Here is a 21,825-nt window from a genome sequence, read left to right as displayed (position 1 = left end):
TAAGCCAATTACATTAAATTGTAATTGGCTTTTCCTTTCTAGTATTATTTTGCAATTAAAATTGCCACACTCCTTGGTTGGGCAGTAAATATTCTGTCACCATCGTAAGCTGTATTTGAATCAGTTGTGCATAATAATTCCCATTTTTTCTTTTTTCTTGCTGATGGGATTCCAAACTTCTGTGGTTCCCAATGCATATTATAGGCTACATACACATCTGCCTCTTCGTCTCTTCCTGCCTCCATGGCGTATACTCCGCAATACATAGCAGAAAAATGTCTGTTAATATGTGCGAAATCCGGATACCACGCTTTACTTCCATGATATGACATATCCGGAAGTCCATATGATTTATAGTCCATTAATCTTAATTCTTCAGGCATGTGTAAAATCTTATGTTCTTTTCTAAACTTTATCATTGCCTTTGTATATGCAAATATTTCTTTTGCACATGCATTAGTATTCCAGTTTGTCCATGAAATTTCATTGTCAAGACAATAAGGATTGTTGTTTCCCTTCTGAGAATTGCACATCTCATCTCCTGCATAAATCATCGGTACTCCCTGACTAAGTAATACTAATGCCAAAGCATTTTTCATCTGCTTCTTTCTAAGATCCATTACCTTTTTCTTGCGGGTTTCACCTTCAAATCCACAATTCCAGCTATAATTGTATACTGCACCATCATTGTTATTTTCACCATTGTCTTCATTATATTTTCTGTCATATGAAACCATGTCAAACAATGTAAATGTGTTATGATTTGCCACATAATTTACATAGGCTACTCCCGGTGGATTTGCCTTAATCTTATATGAAATGGTATTAAGCATATCCTCATCCCCTTTAAGGAATCTTCTTGCTGTCACCATAAAATCATCATTAAAATTAGCAAGGTTCTTTATTTCAGGTCTGTCATTATAAAAATCAGTATCTGCAGCAAAACTATATGTAAAAATCTTTGTATCTGATAACAAATTATCCGTCTGAATCATCTTCATAACCGCCGGCTCACAATTTGCATGAATTCCATCTATGTGATAACTCATAACCCAATAATGAAGGCAATCTAAAATTAGTGTTGGATTCGTTCCTTCCGGGAAGAAAAATTCCATTGAAACTTCTATTCCGTTCTTATGAAGTTCCTTTACCATATATTTAAATTCATCTACTTCACTGCCTGATTCCTTAGCATAAGCGTAAGAAGCCTTTGGAGAAAAAATATATCCATCGGTATATCCCCAATAATTTAATTTTTCATTAGGAATACTAAAGCTACCTTTCATTGACGTCGGCTGTTTTTCAACATATACTTCATTAAATTCATACGCCGGCATAAGTTCTATCATTGTAATTCCAAGTTCCTTTAAATACGGAATCTTATCTACAATTCCAAGATATGTTCCCGGATGCTTTGACTTTGCACTCTTATGCTTTGTAAACCCTCTTACATGCAAACGATATATTATTGTTTCATCAAATGGATGATGCAACGGGCCATCACCTTCCCAATCATAATCATCATCTATAATTGTTCCTCTTAAATTTTGTGGCTGTACTCCCCATTCTTTCTTTCCTGAAAGCGACTTTGCATATAAATCAGTTACAATATTTCCATCAACAATAAAATTATAGTCGTATTTTCTATAATCCAAACCTTCTACTGACATTGCATGAACATTGCCTATAACCTGAGAAGCCTCAAATGATAATTGTTCTTCTTTTCCTGTCTCTCTGTCATAAAGAATCACTTTACACTGACTTGTATTCTTTGCGGTAATTGCAAAATTAACTTTATTTCCAATTACGCTTGCCCCCATTATTAAAGGGTTTCCTCTTGTGATTTTTATATTAGTTATATCCATGCTGCCTCCTTGATTTGCTGACCATTTTTATCATAAAAATCTGTAAGTAAACTTAAGCTTTTGTTGTTTACGCAATACATTATTGCTTATTACAGACCCTAATACAAATGTAATTATATCATAGTAAAAATATAAGAGAAACCTTGAATTTAATTTTACATCCTTATAATTTTATTTTTCATTGTCACAATTGCTATTTTTCAAAATTTTATTTTCCTATTTATATGTATTTTTCACCGTTGCTTTAATAGATAAAAACTGATATACTCTAATTTACGGAAAATTTTTGAGTATTATAAATTCATGAGAGGTAATATTAAATGATAAGTACAAGTAATGTTTCATTGAGATTTGGCAAGAAAGCCTTATTTGAAGACGTAAATATTAAATTTACACCGGGTAACTGTTACGGATTAATTGGTGCTAACGGTGCCGGTAAATCAACATTTTTAAAAATTCTCACAGGTGAACTTGAGCCAACAAGCGGTGAAGTTATTATAACTCCGGGTGAGCGTCTTTCATTCTTAAAGCAGGATCATTTCCAGTATGATGAATATACTGTTCTTGATACTGTTATTATGGGTAACCAGAGATTATACGAAATTATGAAAGAAAAAGATGCCATTTATGCAAAGCCTGATTTTAGTGATGAAGATGGAATCCGTGCTTCAGAATTAGAAGGTGAGTTTGCAGAAATGAACGGATGGGAAGCTGAAAGTGATGCCGCTACTCTTTTAAATGGTTTAGGTGTAGATACAGAATACCATTACAGCACAATGAAAGATTTAAACGGTAATTTAAAGGTTAAAGTATTACTTGCCCAGGCATTATTTGGTAACCCTGATATTCTTCTTCTTGACGAACCTACAAACCACTTAGACTTAGATGCTATCGGATGGTTAGAAGAATTCTTAATCAATTTTGACAACACAGTTATTGTTGTATCTCATGACAGATACTTTTTAAATAAAGTCTGCACTCAGATTGCAGACATTGATTATGCTAAGATTCAGCTTTATGCCGGAAACTATGATTTCTGGTATGAATCAAGTCAGTTAATCGTTAAGCAGATGAAAGAAGCTAACAGAAAGAAAGAAGAAAAAATCAAAGAATTGCAGGACTTCATTCAGCGATTCAGTGCTAATGCTTCTAAATCAAAACAGGCAACATCAAGAAAACGTGCTTTGGAAAAAATCGAACTTGACGACATTAAACCATCAAGCCGTAAATATCCATATATTGATTTCCGTCCTGCCCGTGAAATTGGAAATGAAGTATTAACTGTAGAACATTTATCAAAGACAATTGATGGTGTTAAAGTATTAGACGACATCTCATTTGTAGTTGGACATGAAGACAAAATCGCTTTTGTAGGTTCTAACGGACTTGCTAAAACAACATTATTCCAGATTTTAGCAGGCGAAATGGAACCTGATGAAGGTTCATATAAATGGGGAATTACGACTTCACAGTCATATTTCCCTAAGGACAACACAAAAGATTTCGATTGTGACGACATTATTGTTGACTGGTTAACACAGTATTCTGAGATTAAAGATCCTACATATGTAAGAGGATTCCTTGGAAGAATGTTATTTGCCGGCGAAGACGGTGTTAAGAAAGTTAGAGTTTTATCCGGTGGTGAAAAGGTTAGAGTTATGTTATCAAAGCTTATGATTTCAGGTGCTAATGTTTTAATTATTGACGAACCTACTGACCATTTAGACATGGAAAGTATTACAGCACTTAACAACGGATTAATCAAATTCCCTGGCGTATTATTATTCTCTTCAAGAGATCATCAGGTAGTTCAGACAACAGCTAACCGTATCATTGAAATTGTAAACGGTAAATTAATCGATAAAGTTACTACTTATGATGAATATCTTGAAAATGACGAAATGGCAAGAAAGCGTACTGTATATACAATGGACGGTCAGGATTCTGATAACTAATTTAGTATTACTACGATATATTGTTAAATATCATTTTCATTACAATTCATATTACTTTTATGATGTAATAGAATGGAGAATATTATGAGACCTGCAACTATAATGTTGCCTCCCGGAGATATGGAGGCAATAGGAATTATAGAATTTGTTCACGGTATGTGTGAACACCGTAATCGTTACAACCATGTACTTAAATATTTCAGTGATAAAGGATTTATCTGTGCAATTGCAGATATTAAAGGACACGGAGAAAATGTTCTTACTCCTGACGACTATGGATATTTTGGCGAAGATGGTTACAAGGGACTTATTCAGGATATTGACGACTATACTACATTTTTAAAAAGAGAATACCCTAATCTTCCATTAATTTTAATTGGTCACAGTATGGGTTCTCTTCTTGTAAGAGGTTACATTAAGAAACATTCAGAGAAAATTGATGCTTTAGTTGTATGTGGTTCACCATCTGAAAATTCATTTACAGAATTAGGTAAAATTCTGATTCGCGTTATGGAGGTTTTTGTTGGCAACAGATACAGAAGTCCTTTTATTTCAAGGATGTTAAACGGACCATTTGAAAAACCATTTAAAAAAGATGGAATTAAAAACGCCTGGTTATGCAGTGACCTTTATGAGGTTGACAAATATAACAAAGACGAAAGATGTGGATTTGATTTCACACTAAACGGCTACTACTCATTATTTTCTTTAATGCAGTATGTCTACAATAAAGATGGCTATAAAAATAAAAACCGTGATTTAGAAATAATGTTTATCTCCGGTGATGATGATCCTTGCAAAATTAACGATAAAAAATTTAAAGAATCCGTACTTCTTTTAAAGAAAAGAGGATTCCAGAATACTTTTTCAAATACCTATCCCGGTATGAGACATGAATTATTTAATGAACCGGGTAGAGAAGAAGTTTTTGATGATATTTTAAAATTTATAGAAATTAAACTTGGAATTGAAACTTCAAGAGAATAAATATAAAACCTCCTGTGATATTAAGATGTATCACAGGAGGTTTTATATTATTTTAATTACTTTTTTACCTCATTCAACTATTTATATATTCCTTATCCATGCATTTGCCAAATCCATCCAGCATTCACATTCCTTTACTACTCCATATCCGTCAGAACTCATTGTAAGTTCTCCTGCTGTTCCGATTCCATGCGCTCCGCCTGCAAACACATGTAATTCTGTAGGTATATTATGCTGTCTTAATGCTGTTGCAAACATTAATGAATTTTCTACTGGTACTGTCTCATCATCAAAGCAATGCCATATAAAAGTCTGTGGAGTATCATTGTTCACATATTTTTCCATGGACATTTTATAATTAAGTTCATCAAATCTGTCTCCTAAAAGGTTTTCTATTGATTCCTTATGTCCATATTTACCTGATGATATAACCGGATAACACAAAATCTGTGCATTAGGTCTGCATACTTCATTTCCATTTGCCCTGTTATTTGTAAACTGTGCTTTATTCCATGAATTTCCATAACTTGCAACCAAATGACCACCCGCTGAAAATCCACAGATAATTATCTTGTCTGCATCTATGTAATATTTATCTGAGTTTTCCCTAAAATACTTAACAGTTGCTGCTAACTGTAATAATGCTGTTGGATAAACTGCCGGTTTTACCGAATATCTTAATACTGCAGCATGATATCCCATAGCCATGAATTTTAAAGCAATTCCTTCAGCTTCTCTATCAGACGTCATCTCATAACCGCCACCCGGACATATAATAATCAATGGTCTTAATCTTCCATCGTACAATTCTTCTGAATTGCCAATCATATATGTAGTTATCTCAGCTGTTGGATGATGCTCCCCTATCTTTACACTAATCTTTTTGTGTATCATATTCTTTCCTTTCCCTTTGAAAATTCAAAGTATTTTCATCCGTCATAAAGTTATATTTTGATAAATTTATAACGGATTTTATTTTTATTAATAAAACAATATATATAACGTTAAAAGGCAAAAGCCCCGACTTTGATGCCTACTGATTGTTCTGTGCTACGCACTCCCTCAATCTTAATAATTTCCTAAAATCTGCATATTTAACGCCTCTGCATTAATACCACTTAAAGCATTAACAACTCCCGGCTGGTCTGATTTTCCTTCAAATTCAACGTAAAATCTGTATTCCCATTTCTTTCCCGGAACCGGTCTTGATTCAATTCTTGTCATATTCAAATCATTATAAATAATATGTGAAAGCATTGTATACAATGAACCACTTTCATGAGGCATTTCAAAACTTATACATATATTATTTGCTTCACGTCTTGCAATCTTTCTACGGCTTACTATTATGAACTTTGTTGTATTTATACTGCTTTGATTTACATCTTCAGCTAAAACTTCTAATCCATATAGCTTAGCTGCATTTTTGCTTGCAATACATGCCCTTGTATTATCTTTTTCCTGAGATATAATCTGTGCCGCAATTGCAGTATTAGCACAATTTACTTTATTCCATCCGTATTCATCAATAAATTTGCTACTTTGCATTAATGCCTGTGGATGAGAATAAACTTCTTTAATTGTTTCTAAAGTTGTTCCTTTTACCGCACTTAAACAGTGGCTGATTTTTACATCAAATGAATCAACTATATAATTTTCAAATTCAACCAATAAATCATACACGTCTGTTACAATTCCTGCTGTTGAATTTTCAAATGGAAGTACAGCATAATCTGCAACTCCATCTCTTACTTCTTTCATTGCCTGTTTAAAGGTAAGCACATTATGGTATGTTGCATTGTCACCAAAATAACTCATTGCTGCCTGCTGACTGTACGCTCCATCGATTCCCTGATATACCACCTTAACATTTTCCATAGGAAGTTTACTTATGATATCAAATCCTATATCATTATTTATTCCTTCTTCTGTTAAAAGCTTATACTGAAGTTTTCTACTCATTGACATTATTTGCTCAAATAATTCTTCAATGCTATGAGCATAAAATTCATCTGAAGCCATAGATTTAAGAACTGCGATTTTTTCCAATTCTCTTTTTCTGTCTAATACAGGCTTTCCTGTATAAAGTTTATACTCTGCAACTTCCTTGCAAAGTTCCATTCTCTCTTCAAATAATTCTATAATCTGTTTATCTACGCGATCAATCTCGCCTCTTGTTTCTTTAAGATCTAACATAATAGTACCTGCTTCTCTATGATTTATTTTCTCATTGCACAGCCCTGACATCCTGCACATCCCGAATTAACATTTTCTGACTGTCCTCTTAATTCATCTAAAAGCTGTTCTGCTGTCTTTTTACTTATTGGATTTATTGCATATGGTGCAATCTGAACTAATGGTTCTAATACAAATTCTCTTTTATGCATTTCCCTATGTGGAATAAATAAATTACTGTCTGCAACAATCTCGTCGTCATACAACACTATATCCACATCTAATGTTCTTGGTCCCCAGTGAATTTCTCTTGTTCTATTAGCTGCTGCCTCGATAGCATTAACAGCCTTCAATAATTCCTGTGGAGAATATAATGTTTCAATTTCAACACATCCGTTTAAGAAATCATCCTGTTCTACCGGACCATAAGGCTTTGTCTGTATAAACTTGGAAATTGCTCCTACTTTACAGTTTTCATCATCATATAGCATATCTACAGCCTGATTAAGATATCCCTCTTTATCACCTATATTTGAGCCTATGCTAAGATATGCCTTATGCCACTCTCTGCTCACACTTACAGCCACATTTCCAAATGGTAATTTAATAGGGGCATTTGGCTTATTTATAGTAAAATCTACTTTTCTTATTTTCGGAAATTCTTTTAATAATGCCCTTGTTGTCTGCTCAGCAACTGCCTCAATTAAATCAAATCTGTTTTCAGTTAAAAACTTATTTATAAATTTACATGCTTTTGCATAATTAACCGTATCCTCTAAATCATCGCTGAGTCCCGGTGTCATTACATCTGTATACAGATTAGCATCTACATAAAATTTCTGACCATCTCTCTTTTCTTCTTCATTACATCCATGATATGCGAATATCTCAAGTTGCTCTATTCTAATAATGTCCATAAATACTCCATTAATATATTTAAAATTAGATTATCTTCTATAATAATAGTGACATAAATATAATGCCGGGGTCAAAAACCTCAACTTTGATGTCACTTTATTTCTTATTCATTTTCATTAAATATTATCTTATCTTTGTTTGCAAATAGCCTGAGCCATTAAAAGTGCCTGATAATTATCTCTTACATCATGTACTCTGAATATTCTGCAACCTCTTTCATATCCGATAACAGTTGTAGCACATGTTCCAACGCTTCTTTCAGGTGCAGGAATATCTAATGTAAGACCGATAACTGATTTTCTTGAAGTTCCAAGAAGCACAGGGAATCCAAGATTTACTACCTTGTCACATTCATTAATAATCTGAAGATTATGTTCGTATGTTTTACCAAAACCTACTCCCGGATCAAGCACTATCTGGCTGTCCTTCACGCCATTTCTTCTTCCTATCTCAATACTTTCTCTTAAATCATTTAACAAATCTTCAACATAGCTATCATATTCTGCCTTAGGTCTGTTATGCATAACGCATGCTGCAACATCTGTTCCGGCTATTGACTTTGCCACTTCTTCATCATATTTAAATCCCCAGATGTCGTTAATCATATCTATTCCGGCTTTCACACCTGCTTTGGCAACATTTCCTTTGTAAGTATCAAGAGATACTGCTACATCAAAGTTATTTTTTATTGCTTCAATAATAGGTACAGTTCTTTCTATTTCCTCTTCGTCACTTATCTTTGTGTATCCCGGTCTTGTAGATTCTCCACCTACATCTATTATCTTTGCACCATCTCTAATCATCTCTGCTGTATGCTTTAAAGCTTTGTCTACTGAGTTAAATTTACCACCATCTGAAAATGAATCCGGTGTTACATTTAAAATTCCCATAATAACAGGTTCGTTGTCTAAATCAAAATAATATTTTCCTATTTGCATTGTAAAACTCCCATAATTTCTCTTTTCAATTCTTTATCTGCATTAAATTCACCTCTTGAAGCAATTGTAATGGTTTTGCTTCCCGGCTTTTTTATTCCTCTTGCTGACATACACATATGCTCAGCTTCAACTAAAACTAATACACCCTTTGCATCCAAATATTCCATAAGAGCATCTGCTATCTGATTAGTCATCTGTTCCTGAATCTGAAGTCGTCTTGCATACACTTCGACAGTTCTTGCAAGTTTGCTTATTCCTACCACTTTTCCATTTGGAATATACGCTATATGTGCCTTACCGTAAAACGGCATTAAATGGTGTTCGCAAGTTGAATAGAATGTAATGTCTTTTTCAATAACAACATCACTATTATCACACGAAAATGTCCTTGCTAAATGTTCCCCGGGATCCTGATTCATCCCTGAAAGCAGTTCCTCATACATACGTGCCACACGGTTTGGAGTATCCACTAACCCTTCTCTTGTTACATCTTCTCCAATACCCTCTAACAATAATGTAATCGCCTGCTCAATTTTTTTCTTGTCAAACATGTCAATCTCTCCTTCCGGCTTTAACTGTTTGCGTCATTAATAATATTTTTCAAATCACCTAAGTACGATAAGGAACCAAAAGCAAGTATCATATCTATTTCATTATTTCTGTACAATTTTTCTGCTTCCTTTACTGCTTCTTCTAATGTTGGTTCAAATATCACATTCTTATTAGAATCGGCAACCGCCAAAGCTAACGCTTTACCATTAAGTGCTCTTTTATTATCTGGCGTAATTGTAAAAATCTTTTTGGCTAAACCTGCTACAATTTTTATTTCCTTACTGTAGTCCTTATCCGCCAACACTCCCATTATAAAGGCTATTCTTTTATTTGTAAAATACATTTCTATAGATTCTTTAAGCTTAACTGCCGCTCCAGGATTATGAGCACCATCAATTACAATAAGCGGAGACTCATTTATTATCTCCATTCTTCCAGGCCATTTTGCATTCTTCATTCCTTCTATTATATTTTCATCCGAAATATTATACCCTTTATTTCTTAAGACTTCTAACGTTTCAATAGCTGTACAGGCATTAATTAACTGATATGCTCCCATCATTGATATTTTAATAGACAGTTTTGTATCATTTGCCGTTACATAGTCAAATGAAGTTATATACCCATCTATCTTTATGTTGTAAGGTTCATTTGCTACAACAACTTTGCTATTTTTAATTTCTGCCTTAGACTTTATAACATTTATTATGCTTTCATCCTGATTTGCCACTACTACATCACTGTTTTCTTTAATTATTCCAGATTTAACCCTGGCAATCTCTTCTATAGTTTCTCCTAAAAACTGCATATGATCCAGACTAATCGATGTTATAACACTGCATAATGCTTCCTTTTCCACATTGGTTGCGTCTGTCTCTCCACCCATACCTGTTTCTATCAAAACTATGTCACAAGGCTTGTTTGAAAAATATAAATAAGCCAACGCTGTTTCAACCTCAAACGATGTAGGGTGGTGCTTTCCATTTCTTACCATTCTTTCACAAGCCATATTTACCGTTGTTATATATTTTGCAAATTCTTCTTCAGTTATATTTTTCCCATCAAACTGAATTATTTCTCTATACTCAAATACTGCCGGAGAAGCATATCTGCCAACATGATACCCTGCCTGTAAAAGCACATTCTGTACAAATGTAAAAACTGAACCTTTTCCGTTTGTTCCCGCAACATGAACTATTTTCACTTTATCCTGAGGATTTCCAAGTTCACCAAGCAGTGTTTTTATAGTATCTAACCCTAATATGCTTCCATATTTTGTAGTTTCTTCAACAAATTTTCTTGCTTCACTATAATTCATAATCTTCTCTCTTTTATATATAATCTTATTCTATATTTTGCATTTTTCATAATAAATGTTTCATAACAAAAATTACATTTTCTATACAATAAAAGTTGCAGCAAATATGCTGCAACTTTTATTATATCATATGATGTTGGGGTCAAAAGGTGTTCTGCCCCTATGATACACGGATTTCTTCGCACTTGTGTTCCCGAAATCCTAAATACATTCTAAGGTGTAGAAGTTGTTTCTACTGCACTTGTAGTTTCTTCAACTGAACCTGACTCTTCAGCCTGTTGTGTTGTCTGACTTTCATCAGCCTTAAGATACTCTGCTTTAAGATAGCCCTGCTTATCACCATACTGAACCTGATACCATTCTCCTTCGTTATTTAAAACTGTAACAGCTTTTCCTGAAGGTACCTGTGTTATAATCTCAGCTTCTGTGCTGGCTGACTGCCTCAAATTTAATGTATCTGTAGTGTACATTGTAAGTACCGCCTGTGTTGTTTCTTCAACAGTAGTTGGTTCCTGAGTTGTTGTCTCTACCACAGGTGTTGTAGTAGGTACTTCATTCTTTTTCTTACTTCCTCCGGAAGCAATCTTTGAGATAATTATTATCAGAACAATTAAAACAACTAAAGCTATGCCACCAATCATAAAAATCTGATTTCTCTTTCTGATTTGTTCTTCTCTGGCCTGCTCAGCTCTTTTCTTTCTTTCTAAAATTCTCTGCTGTATCTCATCATCATAAGTTCTTGGCATATTAACTCTGCCTCCTTTTTAAGATGCAATTTATTCTTCTGCATCCTCTTCTTCTGCATAAATCTGTTCAAATACTTCTGCTACCATTTCATATTCTTCATCATCAGGTATAGATTCAATTGAAGGTGTTCCTTCTTCATCTTCATAATGACGATAAAATTCTACTGAAAAATCTGGCTTATCTTCTTCATAATCATCAGATACTGCTACATAATCCTGACCTTCAATCTCAAAAATGCCAATTACTTTGTAATCTACTTCTGAGCCATCATCAAATTCTATTGTTACATACATATCCATGTCATCTTCATCATCTTCAAACTGTTTTCCCATAGTTCACCTCTATTAATTATATTTTTAATACCACTACTTTATCAAAAACCGCCTAAAATTGCAATGCTTCTCCCACAAACTGCGACATTTGCATTGTATTTCCAAGATTTTGCCGCATTCCAAAAATGTGCAGTTTTTTCTTTGTTCTTGTCATTGCAACATAAAATAATCTTCTTTCTTCTTCAACTTCATCCTGTTTTATCGCCCTTGCTGAAGGAATAAGGCCCTGATTTGCATCAACTATAAAAACCACCTCAAACTCAAGCCCCTTAGCACTATGCATTGTAATTATATTTACTCCCTCACACTCTTTTGCCGTCTCATTATCCATTGCATGTTTCATCCATGCTTCAACTGTTTCATATTTCTGAGCATCATACTGAATTATATTTATTATATCTGATAATTTTGAAAATTTTATGCCTTTTTCTTTTGAATACTGTTGCAAATATTTTTCATAATTGCATCCGTTCTTTATATACAAAACACAGGCTGCCGGATTCATTCTTCTTATCATTTTAAAATGAAACTCTAAGTTTCTTATGTTATTCATTATCTCGTCATTATGCCCATATATCTTTTTCAGATTATAAAAATTCATATTATTGTCATTCATAACCTGTCTACTTATATACCTCACAGGCTTATTCATAATTCTTACTAAATCTTCATTTTCACAAATAGGTTTATTCAAATCTGAATAGGCACATCTTACATACGATAATATATCTTTTCCCACCGAATTATCGTATATGCTTTGTTTTTTCTTCTTTACGCTGGAATTAATCCTATAATCCGAAAACACATTTTTTATTGAAGGAATCTGGCTGTTATTTCTTACAAGTATTGCAATGTTTTTTAATTCAATTCCTGCCTTTTGATATTGATTTATTTTCTTTGCTATATATTCAAATTCTTCTTTTTGATTGTAAAATATCCTCACATCAGGTTTATTTATATCTTTAAATTTTTTATTTGCAATAATTTTTTTACTAAATCTTTCTTTATTATTTTCAATGAGACTTAACGACATCTGTAAAACTTCCTCCGGACATCTGTAATTGATGTTTAATAAAATTTCTTTACAATCAGGAAAATCCTTCTTAAAATCAAACATCAGCCTTGGTACAGAACCCCTGAATCCATAAATTGCCTGGTCATCATCCCCTACTATAAAAACATTATTTCTCGGAGTTATTAACATTTTTATATTTTCATACTGCATTTTATTAATATCCTGAAACTCATCTATTAATACATATCTATATTTATCCCGCCATTTTTGTAATGCTTTTTCATCATTTTTAAATATTTCATTACATATAATTACCATGTCATCAAAGTCTATATTATTATTTTCTCTCAATTCACAATTATACTCAGCATAAATCCTGTCAAATTCTTCCTTTTTGCACACTAATGATTCGTATTCATCTAAAGGTATTCCATTCCCCTTTACTTTGCTTATTTCTCCGATTATACATCTTGTAAACTCCATCAAATCATTAGTCTGTACTTTTAATCTGGCAACTATCTCCTTGATAATATCTGCCTTATTCTGCTCTGTTAATATCGAACACTTTCTTCCATTACTATCTTGTATAATCCTATAAAATATACTGTGAAATGTTCCAAACGAAACAGGATAAGTTATTATTTCGTTTCTATTACTATCAGATTCATTCATCAGATTCGTAAATCTTTCCTGCATTTCTACTGCTGCTGCCTTCGTAAATGTAACTACAAGAATATTATCAGGACTTACTCCTTCCTCTATAAGTTTCTTTGTTCTTCTGGTAATTACCGTTGTTTTTCCACTGCCAGGACCCGCTAATACTAATGCAGGTCCATCAATATGATTTATTGCCTCTAACTGACTTTCATTAAACATATGTCACCTTTCGCGGCATCTCTCTTTTTAGATGGTATCATATTGTATATATTCTTTCAACAGTAATTTTGCCTACTTATTTTTTGCCGAACTAAAATCCATATCCAAAAAAGCTACTATCACACCATGCGGTAATGATAATAACTTTTTATTAGTTTTCGACTTTTTTATATTTTAGTATATGCTTTATTATAATAGCCTCATTTGGCCATAAAATATGGGCACACCGCCTCAAAGCGATATACCCATATTTTTATATACTATGCTTTTAACATTTCAATTCCTTTTTTAATTCTTGCTAAGGATTCTTCCTTACCAATAACTTCCATTATTTCAAAAGCTCCGGCAGGTGTCATCTGCTTTCCTGACACTGCTGTTCTAAGTGGCCATAAAGCCTGACCATTCTTGCATTCCTTCTTAGCAATATATTCAAATACTACATCATGAAGATTCTGTACTGAATAATCGTCTGTAGCTTCTAATATTGGTAATAATTCCTCTAATACTTCTAATGAATTTTCAGAATTTGTTTTCATCTTCTTATGTGTGTACATAGCCACATCATATTCAGGTAATTCTTCAAAGAAATCAACCATTTCAGGAATTTCAGGGAACACTTCAATTCTTGTTTTTACCATATCAAGAATCTTCTTTAAATCGTAATCCTTTGTAATTACTTTCTTTATATATGACATTGCAAGTTCATAATACTTGTCATTATCCATCGCCTTAATATATTCACCGTTCATCCATTTTAATTTAACAATGTCAAATACAGATGGTGATTTATTTACCTTATGATAATCGAATTCTTTAATTAATTCATCTAATGTAAAGATTTCCTTGTTATCTTCAGGGCTCCATCCAAGAAGTGCTATATAATTAACAATTGCCTCTGAAACAAATCCCTGCTCAAGTAAATCTTCATATGAAGAATGTCCGCTTCTCTTGCTTAACTTCTTGTGATTTTCATCTGTAATTAATGGCAAATGAACGTACTTTGGTGATTCCCATCCAAATGCATCATATATTCTCTGATACTTTGGTGATGATGAAATATATTCATTTCCTCTTACTACATGTGTAATCTTCTGAAGATGATCATCAATTACATTTGCAAAGTTATATGTTGGATATCCGTCAGACTTAATTAAAATTATGTCATCTAATTCCTTATTTTCAACTGTTATTTCACCATAAATTTCATCAACAAAAGTTGTTGTTCCTTCTGTTGGCATATTGAATCTGATAACATATGGCTTTCCTGCTGCAAGATTAGCCTCTACTTCTTCTTTTGATAATGAAAGGCAATGCTTGTCATAAACTGTAATTTCCTTATCAGCACCTTCTTCTACCTTTGTCTTTAAAGATTCAAGTCTTTCCTTGTCACAGAAACAATAATATGCATCTCCCTGCTCAATAAGCTGCTTAGCATACTTAAGATAAATTCCTGATGCCTGACGCTCACTCTGAATATAAGGACCATATCCCTTATCTTTATCAGGTCCTTCATCATGTATAAGACCTGTAGATTCCAATGTTCTATAAATGATGTCTACAGCACCTTCAACATAACGTTCACGGTCTGTATCCTCAATTCTTAAAATAAAATCGCCACCTTCATGTTTTGCGATTAAAAATTCATACAATGCTGTTCTTAAATTTCCTACATGCATTCTGCCTGTTGGGCTTGGTGCAAATCTTGTTCTAACCTTTGACATTTTCTTTCTCCTCGATTTAAGTATCTCTTTTTACACACTATTTTTATTATAGTTTATTTTTTATAGGTTGTCTATTGATTCGTATGACAGGTTAAAGATTTTTCTATTCCTTTATTTATCATATTTTACGTCAAAAAAGATGTCATTACACTCTAAGCTAAAAGCTATCTATGTAATAACATCCTTTTTATCTTTTCTAATTCTTAATATTCTGCAATTATAAATTATTGAAATAATCTACTGCATTCTTTAATGATTCCTTAAATGAGTTATCAGATGAATTGTCAAATTCAAATAAATTCTTAATTCCCTGTGGGATTGAGAAATCAAGTTTCTTAACATATTCATCCCAATGCTCTAATTTCCATGTATCTCTGTCTGAATCTCTCTGAATCATTCTCTGACGACAAACTTCTACGTCACATTTAACCCAAACAACAACTAATTCAGCACCACGTTTTAATAACTGCTGTCTTAAGTTTTCCATATATTCAGGCTGTCTTACTTCTCTTGTAAATGGAGCATTGATAAATACTGTATCATTGTACTCTAATGCTTCATATGCAACTTCCATTATTGCATCATATTCATAATCTCTAATATTTTCTTCAAAGAAATCTGAACTTCTGTTATATTCTTGATTAGCAACTACAAATATCTGTTTTGATAATACAATTAATGTATCCTTATCAAGATATACACAATTAGGCATTGCCTTAGCTAATTTTCTTGTTACAAATGTCTTACCACATGCTGGTGGTGATGTTACCAGAATTAATTTCTTCATAATGATTACAACCTCTTTCTAACATATTATCTTTATTGTAAAATATAGAATTTTCTTTCCTAAAAAAAATCGTTACAAAAAACCCGATTTTCAAATTATTTTACCACTTCTATTCTTTATTAGTCAATAGGAATAGCATAAGAAAGTCGCTCTAATTATTTACTTTATTTTTGTTTAATTTTACTAAATACTATTATGGTGAACTTTTTTGATTTTATCAAGTACAATTATGGTGAGTTTTTTCGATTTTACCAAGTACTATTATGGTGAACTTTTTTGATTCTATCAAGTACTATTATGGTGAGTTTTTTATTTTTACTAATAGCACTATGGGAATCTTTTTTATAGAATAAACACTTTTTTCAAATTGATTCTACATCAGAAACAGGAAATGGCATCTTAGATGCCTCTAAGATGCCATAAAATTGAAAGGGTTTAGATTATTATATTACCTAAAAATCTAATACTCCTTTAGTTTAATAATTAAAAACGTTTTTTGCAATATTCTTTAAAAATATTATTTTTTTTGTAAATTTATTCTATGTTTCATCTATTTCTTTATACATAATGCACATTTTTTAGGTCGTTTTTGTAAATTTTTGAAGCTTTTTCTCCTATTTTTACTATTTAACCAATAAAAAAAGGATAAAAATGTTTTTATCCTTTTTTATCATTATATTTAATTGCAATTGAAGAAAATCCTTTCTTATTTTTTACTGTTATATTTAATTATAATTAAGAAATTTTTCTTCTCACTTTATTATTATATTGTTATATTTTACTTTAGCTATAGAACTTCTCTTCTTCTTTTTTGTTTCCTGATTCAACTTTGATGTTGTTTTCATCCATCTTAATCTTTGGAATTACAATAGGTGGCATACCTGCTGTTGTCAGTACTGACATTGTTAATGCTCTCATATGTGGATACATTTCATCGTATGCTTTCTTATGTACTTCTTTCTTTTCCATTTCTCCTTCAATATCAAAGCTTGCTCTTACGCTTATTTTGAAATTAAAATCATTTGGTGCATTCTTATTCATCATATCTACTACACAAGTTGCAATACAATGTTTCATATCCTGTGTATATTTAACATTGAAAGATGCTCTCTGTTCAATATCTAACTTTACCTGTCCCTGTAATTCATTTGACATGTCGATTTCATTTACCTGAATGCCTCTAAAAACTAATTCGCCCATTATTCTGTCTCCTTTGCGTCTTTTATTTTATGATATATAATGGTTAATTAACCAATACCTTCATATATCTAAATCGTTACATGACTAGCCGTTCTTACCGACGTCGCCGTTAGTTGCTATTATATCAGATTACATTTTTGATTTCCATAAAATCACACCAACTTTACACGACTTTGTATGACTATACAAAAATACTTAAATTAAATTATCACTTTATACAATAAAAGAGAGCAACTACTGCTCCCTTTTACCTCCCGTTACACTATATAATATTTAAACCCTCTCCTGATTTTCCTTGATGGAAAATCTATATCCGAACAGATAAATAATCTGCTCCCTTTCAATTTTATAATAATTATAATACTTTTTTTCACTGAATAATTAAAGTTCTCATTTTTTATTTTTAGTACACTATTTTATATGTTGAGTGTTTATTTAACTGGTTTTGCGCCATGATGGTAGTATTTTGACTTATATATTACACTTTCATCGCTTGAAGCGTGTTTGTACTATACACCGTCAATATAGTCACACCTTTTACTATCTTTCATTCAGTATTAATAATTTAACTATTCTAAAGATTTTGCTAAATTAATAACAAGCTATGTTATACTTTTTTAACAACACCCCTGCTCTTTTTAACTCAACGCAAAATTGAATTCATGTAATAGAGCATTGTTTGTGTAGTCAAATGTTCAATGATATATTTTAATCACGGTACCGATAATCAATTAGGAGGATGCCAGATTATTGGCTAAAAATTTTATGGAATCAATAGGAAATAATATAAAAAGAATACGTAAACAATTAGGTTTAACACAAGAAGAACTTGCTATGCATGTAGGAGTAACACCACAGGCGGTAAGCAGATGGGAAAACGGAACCGGAATGCCGGATATTTCTTTAGTTGTACCACTTGCAAAAACTCTTCGTGTTTCTACGGACTCACTTTTTGGCATTAATGAAGAAAAATATGACAGTCAAATCTATATTAATCTTAAGAGAAACATCGAAAAAATTGAAGCAGATGCAGAAAGCAACGAGGAAGCTGCATTGGCAAAATGCCAGTTCATGTTAAAGAAGATCTACGAAGATCCTGATAATTATATTTATTCAGTTTATTTCGTAGAGCAGGTTGCAAATTTAAGCCGTTTTGTTCACTATAATCATTTTGCGGAAGATAAATGGTCTGAATTTAGGGAACTTGCAATTAAATATGGTTCAAATGCAATAAGATTTACAGATGATAGAGAATGGAATGAAAGAGCTCATTTCGCACTCGCCTGGATTTATATTCATGATGGAAATTATGCATATGCCAGGGAGCATATCGAACAGCTTCCAACAATAAAATCGAATCGTCTGCAGGAAAGCATACTCGCTCAAATTACTTTATTTGAAAATGGATTTGAAGAAATGAGTAAAGTTTTAACTGTTAATCTTCAAAATTTTGTCAGAGCAATTAACAAAGAGAATTTATATGCAGTACAAAGTTTTGCTTGGGGAAATCCTAAGAAAGCTGTTGAGCATGGCAAATATTCTCTTTCATTAATGGAAACTTTTTGCCAGAAAAAAGAAATGAAATCATATTGTCGAGGCTTTATGAGAGATATTTATAAGTTTATTATTTTTGCAGAAATTCGATTAGACAATATCGATGAGGCAAAAAAATATTTAGATGAATTAAAAGAACAAATGAAAAGCATGTATGAATATCATCAGGAAGTTCTTGCATCAGAGACTGAACGTGCCAAATACAATGACCGTGCAATAGGTTATATGGAATCTTATACAAAAGAATTTATGGCACAACAATTGCAGGAAATCATTGACTTTGTAATCGGTTGCAATATGGATAATAATGGTGAAAAATTTGCTAATGTAATAAAAAGCAACAAAAATAACTAGACTTTACCTTTTATTAAGATAACCCGTGCGGGTTCGAGACACGCCATAAAAAAAAAGCGCGAGACGGGTTGCGGGTGTCCGGTGGACACCTCTGCGTAGCAGAAGCAACGACCGAGCCGGTAGGCGAGACATCGAACCCTAAAGTGAATTGTTCAGAGCCCCCATAAATAAAGGGGTTCTGGCAATTTATCCCGATAAATAAGGTTACTTTTAATTACTTTTAAGTTACCTTGTAGTTACTGTTAGCTAAATAGATAAGGCTTTAATGACTGCTTTATCGGTGTCTGACGCTTCATTAGTGTCAAATGTATAATTTCTTAAAGTTGTTTCTTCGTCGGAGTGTACCATGATTTCACGAACTGTGTTAATATTGATACCTGAATCAATCAGAGTAGAACATACAGTTTTTCTTATCTTATGAACAGACCGATATTTAATATTTCTGTCAATAATGTTAAATTCTTCATCAGAAGCCAAATCAAAAATTTCTCGTAATATCAATGCCATACTGCCAAAGGCTTTAGAGGTTAATTGATAGTCTATAATTTTTGAATAAGCCCAATCCTTGAGGTAACGTTTTGTCATATGGCTGTTTGTCTATTTCCAAGCATTAAAAAAAGAAGAGAAAACCGGATTTTGGCTTTCCCTTCTATTTTTAACTGTTTATAATTTTATTTTTTTATCTCAACCTGCTTTGGCTTTGACCATTTGCCCTGATAAGTTTTCTCTCCTTTGACAACAATGGCTTTTGCTCTTGCATACAATTTTTTAGCCTTTATAAACTTGCTATTTGATACACTATATGTCAATTTCTTAGTTGTTTTTGTCACTATTGTCTTTTTAAACTTCTTATCTTTTGCAATCTGTACTTTGTACTTGGTTGCGCCTTTAACTCTCTTCAATGTAAGACTTATTTTCTTAGCATTTTTCTTTTTAATTGCTTTTTTAACAACTGCCTTTCCAACATTTACAGATGATTTTTCTGTAGTCTGACTTGGTTGTTTTTTAGTCGTTGTTTGTGCATTTGTATTTGACTCCTGTGGCTTTGTAGTTTCTACTGCTGATGTTGTCTCTGTTTTCTCAGTTGTAGTTTCTATTTCAGGTGTTGTCTCAACTGATGGTGTTGTCTCAACTGATGGAGTTGTCTCAACTGATGGAGTTGTCTCAACTACTGGTGTTGTTTCATTTTCTGCAGTAGTTGTTGGATTTGTAGTTGGTTCCTCGTATTCTGAATATGCAGGATCTGCAAGTTCTGCAGGTGTTTTTCCTGAGAGTCCAGGGTCTGCCTTAATTGACACAGTTTTCTTTAATCCAAATGATTCTACATTGTTACTTGTATACTGTGATCTTACTTCTACTTCATATGTACCTGTCGCAAGTCTGTTTTCATAGTAACTTGCCACATCCCCATTGATTCCTACCTTAATACAAACACCATCTACAAAAAGATTCAATCTCTGACCTGTTAAATCTGCCTCACCAGACCATGCAATAGTAAATCCATAGTCTATACCTTCTGTTAAAATTGAAAGTCCAAGTGGTAAATTTGGCTGATTTGGTTTGTCAAATGACTGTGCATTATCTATAAACTGACCTTTAACAGTAACCTTTGATGACTGACCAAATGATGTTGCCGCCAAAGCTGACTCTCTGCCTTCTGCATCCACTGCTGATAAATATGCCAGATATTCACCTGCCGATACACTTTCCAATATAACATTTGACTTGGTAATTCCGTCTACATATACACGTCTGTAAGGTGTACCTGTCTTTGCATCAAATAAATATAAATTGTATCCTACAACTGATGAATCTGCTGATGGAATACTTGCGTTTGATGATGCTGCCCATGCAACACCTAATTTATTGTCTGCCTGCGCCGGATTGTCAGCAGGAACTTCCGGATTTCCTGTAATATAACTTAATCCCGCCGGTGTTTTTGGACCTATGCAATTAACAGGATATGTGTAATTAAGAGTTGCTCCTGTTACTGTAAAACTAACTGTTTCTGATAATTCTCCTTCTCCCATGCTGTTTACATTTGCGGCCTTTGCTGTATATGAACCTGCTGAAAGTCCACCTACTACACCGCCTTTTGTAGCATTGCCAATCTTTGTAACTTGCTTTCCATCCTTGTAAATATAAATAACTGTTGATGTAACTGTTGGATCATATCCAGCTACATTTGCTGGGTCATCGGCTCCTGCCCATGCAAACATAATTGCATTTTCAATTGTATCCGAACCACTTTTGCTATTAGCAACAAGTCCTATTACTTTCTTAGGTAATGCTGTTGCTGCACTTACATTGCTTGTTGGATAGTATGTAATCGAAGATACTATCATTGCAATGGCACAAATAATTGCACCAAATTTCTTTAACCCTTTCATTTCTTAACCTCTCTTTCATTTGATTAAATATTCATTGCAATTATACACTTTTAAAGAGTTATTTGTTAGTATCCTAATTTTATATATGGGATTATTTTTTTAGGAAAGTGTTTTAATTCTAAGATTTTCCATATATATGTA

Annotated in this window: 18 protein-coding genes; 3 read left to right on the top strand and 15 right to left on the bottom strand. The window is 32.8% G+C overall.

Annotated features, from left to right (window positions below):
• Positions 1-44: 44 nt before the first annotated feature.
• Entirely contained in the window at positions 45-1,865 is a 1,821-nt protein-coding gene (locus DWX29_RS03950) for a hypothetical protein (protein WP_117910011.1), read from the bottom strand.
• Positions 1,866-2,185: 320 nt separating this feature from the next.
• On the opposite strand from DWX29_RS03950, the gene DWX29_RS03945 reads away from it, so the two are divergent.
• Together DWX29_RS03945 and DWX29_RS03940 are read left to right on the top strand one after the other, a co-directional pair.
• Complete coding sequence (locus DWX29_RS03945) at positions 2,186-3,820, top strand: ATP-binding cassette domain-containing protein (protein ID WP_022089397.1); 1,635 nt, start codon at positions 2,186-2,188, stop codon at positions 3,818-3,820.
• Between the two features lie 72 nt (positions 3,821-3,892).
• Positions 3,893-4,807 carry an alpha/beta hydrolase gene (locus DWX29_RS03940; RefSeq protein WP_117910010.1) on the top strand — a complete coding sequence of 305 codons (915 nt, stop codon included), beginning with the start codon at positions 3,893-3,895 and terminating at the stop codon, positions 4,805-4,807.
• Between the two features lie 81 nt (positions 4,808-4,888).
• Here DWX29_RS03940 and DWX29_RS03935 read toward each other — a convergent pair whose 3' ends face one another.
• The 12 genes from DWX29_RS03935 to DWX29_RS03880 form a co-directional block, all read right to left on the bottom strand.
• Positions 4,889-5,701 (bottom strand): alpha/beta hydrolase, encoded by an 813-nt coding sequence (locus tag DWX29_RS03935; RefSeq protein WP_022089402.1) that lies wholly within the window; start codon positions 5,699-5,701, stop codon positions 4,889-4,891.
• A 174-nt stretch (positions 5,702-5,875) separates the two neighbouring features.
• Positions 5,876-7,003 (bottom strand): bifunctional chorismate mutase/prephenate dehydratase, encoded by a 1,128-nt coding sequence (locus DWX29_RS03930; protein WP_118565277.1) that lies wholly within the window; start codon positions 7,001-7,003, stop codon positions 5,876-5,878.
• A 23-nt stretch (positions 7,004-7,026) separates the two neighbouring features.
• Positions 7,027-7,899 (bottom strand): 2-amino-4-hydroxy-6-hydroxymethyldihydropteridine diphosphokinase, encoded by an 873-nt coding sequence (gene folK / locus DWX29_RS03925; RefSeq protein ID WP_117910009.1) that lies wholly within the window; start codon positions 7,897-7,899, stop codon positions 7,027-7,029.
• A gap of 129 nt (positions 7,900-8,028) precedes the next feature.
• On the bottom strand, positions 8,029-8,838 hold the full coding sequence (gene folP, locus DWX29_RS03920; RefSeq protein ID WP_118565223.1) for a dihydropteroate synthase: 810 nt from the start codon (positions 8,836-8,838) through the stop codon (positions 8,029-8,031).
• On the bottom strand, positions 8,829-9,389 hold the full coding sequence (gene folE, locus DWX29_RS03915; RefSeq protein WP_022089406.1) for a GTP cyclohydrolase I FolE: 561 nt from the start codon (positions 9,387-9,389) through the stop codon (positions 8,829-8,831). Before folE ends, folP begins: the two co-directional genes overlap by 10 nt.
• Before the next feature lie 20 nt (positions 9,390-9,409).
• Positions 9,410-10,708, bottom strand: a complete 1,299-nt coding sequence (locus DWX29_RS03910; RefSeq protein ID WP_117910007.1) for a folylpolyglutamate synthase/dihydrofolate synthase family protein — start codon at positions 10,706-10,708, stop codon at positions 9,410-9,412.
• Between the two features lie 212 nt (positions 10,709-10,920).
• Positions 10,921-11,454 (bottom strand): SH3 domain-containing protein, encoded by a 534-nt coding sequence (locus DWX29_RS03905; RefSeq protein WP_117910006.1) that lies wholly within the window; start codon positions 11,452-11,454, stop codon positions 10,921-10,923.
• A gap of 30 nt (positions 11,455-11,484) precedes the next feature.
• Entirely contained in the window at positions 11,485-11,787 is a 303-nt protein-coding gene (locus DWX29_RS03900) for a DUF1292 domain-containing protein (protein ID WP_022089409.1), read from the bottom strand.
• A 52-nt stretch (positions 11,788-11,839) separates the two neighbouring features.
• Positions 11,840-13,678, bottom strand: a complete 1,839-nt coding sequence (locus tag DWX29_RS03895) for an ATP-dependent helicase (protein ID WP_117910005.1) — start codon at positions 13,676-13,678, stop codon at positions 11,840-11,842.
• Positions 13,679-13,938: 260 nt separating this feature from the next.
• Positions 13,939-15,399, bottom strand: a complete 1,461-nt coding sequence (gltX, locus tag DWX29_RS03890) for a glutamate--tRNA ligase (protein WP_118565222.1) — start codon at positions 15,397-15,399, stop codon at positions 13,939-13,941.
• Between the two features lie 217 nt (positions 15,400-15,616).
• On the bottom strand, positions 15,617-16,186 hold the full coding sequence (locus tag DWX29_RS03885; RefSeq protein WP_022089412.1) for an AAA family ATPase: 570 nt from the start codon (positions 16,184-16,186) through the stop codon (positions 15,617-15,619).
• 783 nt (positions 16,187-16,969) lie between these two features.
• A complete protein-coding gene (locus DWX29_RS03880) occupies positions 16,970-17,386 on the bottom strand; it encodes a hypothetical protein (protein WP_022089413.1) in 417 nt (138 codons plus the stop codon).
• A 750-nt stretch (positions 17,387-18,136) separates the two neighbouring features.
• Between DWX29_RS03880 and DWX29_RS03875 the strand changes: the two genes are divergently transcribed.
• Complete coding sequence (locus DWX29_RS03875) at positions 18,137-19,294, top strand: helix-turn-helix transcriptional regulator (protein WP_147365038.1); 1,158 nt, start codon at positions 18,137-18,139, stop codon at positions 19,292-19,294.
• Positions 19,295-19,540: 246 nt separating this feature from the next.
• Here the strand turns inward: DWX29_RS03875 and DWX29_RS03870 are convergent, their stop codons facing one another.
• Complete coding sequence (locus DWX29_RS03870) at positions 19,541-19,795, bottom strand: tyrosine-type recombinase/integrase (RefSeq protein WP_158574495.1); 255 nt, start codon at positions 19,793-19,795, stop codon at positions 19,541-19,543.
• Positions 19,796-19,965: 170 nt separating this feature from the next.
• Positions 19,966-21,684: a hypothetical protein gene (locus DWX29_RS03865; RefSeq protein WP_118565220.1), complete on the bottom strand. Its 1,719-nt coding sequence runs from the start codon at positions 21,682-21,684 to the stop codon at positions 19,966-19,968.
• Positions 21,685-21,825: the final 141 nt, after the last annotated feature.

It is taken from the genome of Eubacterium sp. AF19-12LB (assembly GCF_003479125.1).
GTDB lineage: Bacteria > Bacillota > Clostridia > Lachnospirales > Lachnospiraceae > Eubacterium_U > Eubacterium_U album.
Note: the sequence above shows the minus strand (reverse complement) of the source record. Positions and strands in the feature narration are given on the sequence as shown.

Bases quoted from the DNA above. Each gene is read 5' to 3' on its own strand.
- DWX29_RS03950 (WP_117910011.1), bottom strand. From the start codon at position 1,865: ATGGATATAACTAATATAAAAATCACAAGAGGAAACCCTTTAATAATG.
- DWX29_RS03945 (WP_022089397.1), top strand. From the start codon at position 2,186: ATGATAAGTACAAGTAATGTTTCATTGAGATTTGGCAAGAAAGCCTTA.
- DWX29_RS03940 (WP_117910010.1), top strand. From the start codon at position 3,893: ATGGAGAATATTATGAGACCTGCAACTATAATGTTGCCTCCCGGAGAT.
- DWX29_RS03935 (WP_022089402.1), bottom strand. From the start codon at position 5,701: ATGATACACAAAAAGATTAGTGTAAAGATAGGGGAGCATCATCCAACA.
- DWX29_RS03930 (WP_118565277.1), bottom strand. From the start codon at position 7,003: ATGTTAGATCTTAAAGAAACAAGAGGCGAGATTGATCGCGTAGATAAA.
- folK (WP_117910009.1), bottom strand. From the start codon at position 7,899: ATGGACATTATTAGAATAGAGCAACTTGAGATATTCGCATATCATGGA.
- folP (WP_118565223.1), bottom strand. From the start codon at position 8,838: ATGCAAATAGGAAAATATTATTTTGATTTAGACAACGAACCTGTTATT.
- folE (WP_022089406.1), bottom strand. From the start codon at position 9,389: ATGTTTGACAAGAAAAAAATTGAGCAGGCGATTACATTATTGTTAGAG.
- DWX29_RS03910 (WP_117910007.1), bottom strand. From the start codon at position 10,708: ATGAATTATAGTGAAGCAAGAAAATTTGTTGAAGAAACTACAAAATAT.
- DWX29_RS03905 (WP_117910006.1), bottom strand. From the start codon at position 11,454: ATGCCAAGAACTTATGATGATGAGATACAGCAGAGAATTTTAGAAAGA.
- DWX29_RS03900 (WP_022089409.1), bottom strand. From the start codon at position 11,787: ATGGGAAAACAGTTTGAAGATGATGAAGATGACATGGATATGTATGTA.
- DWX29_RS03895 (WP_117910005.1), bottom strand. From the start codon at position 13,678: ATGTTTAATGAAAGTCAGTTAGAGGCAATAAATCATATTGATGGACCT.
- gltX (WP_118565222.1), bottom strand. From the start codon at position 15,399: ATGTCAAAGGTTAGAACAAGATTTGCACCAAGCCCAACAGGCAGAATG.
- DWX29_RS03885 (WP_022089412.1), bottom strand. From the start codon at position 16,186: ATGAAGAAATTAATTCTGGTAACATCACCACCAGCATGTGGTAAGACA.
- DWX29_RS03880 (WP_022089413.1), bottom strand. From the start codon at position 17,386: ATGGGCGAATTAGTTTTTAGAGGCATTCAGGTAAATGAAATCGACATG.
- DWX29_RS03865 (WP_118565220.1), bottom strand. From the start codon at position 21,684: ATGAAAGGGTTAAAGAAATTTGGTGCAATTATTTGTGCCATTGCAATG.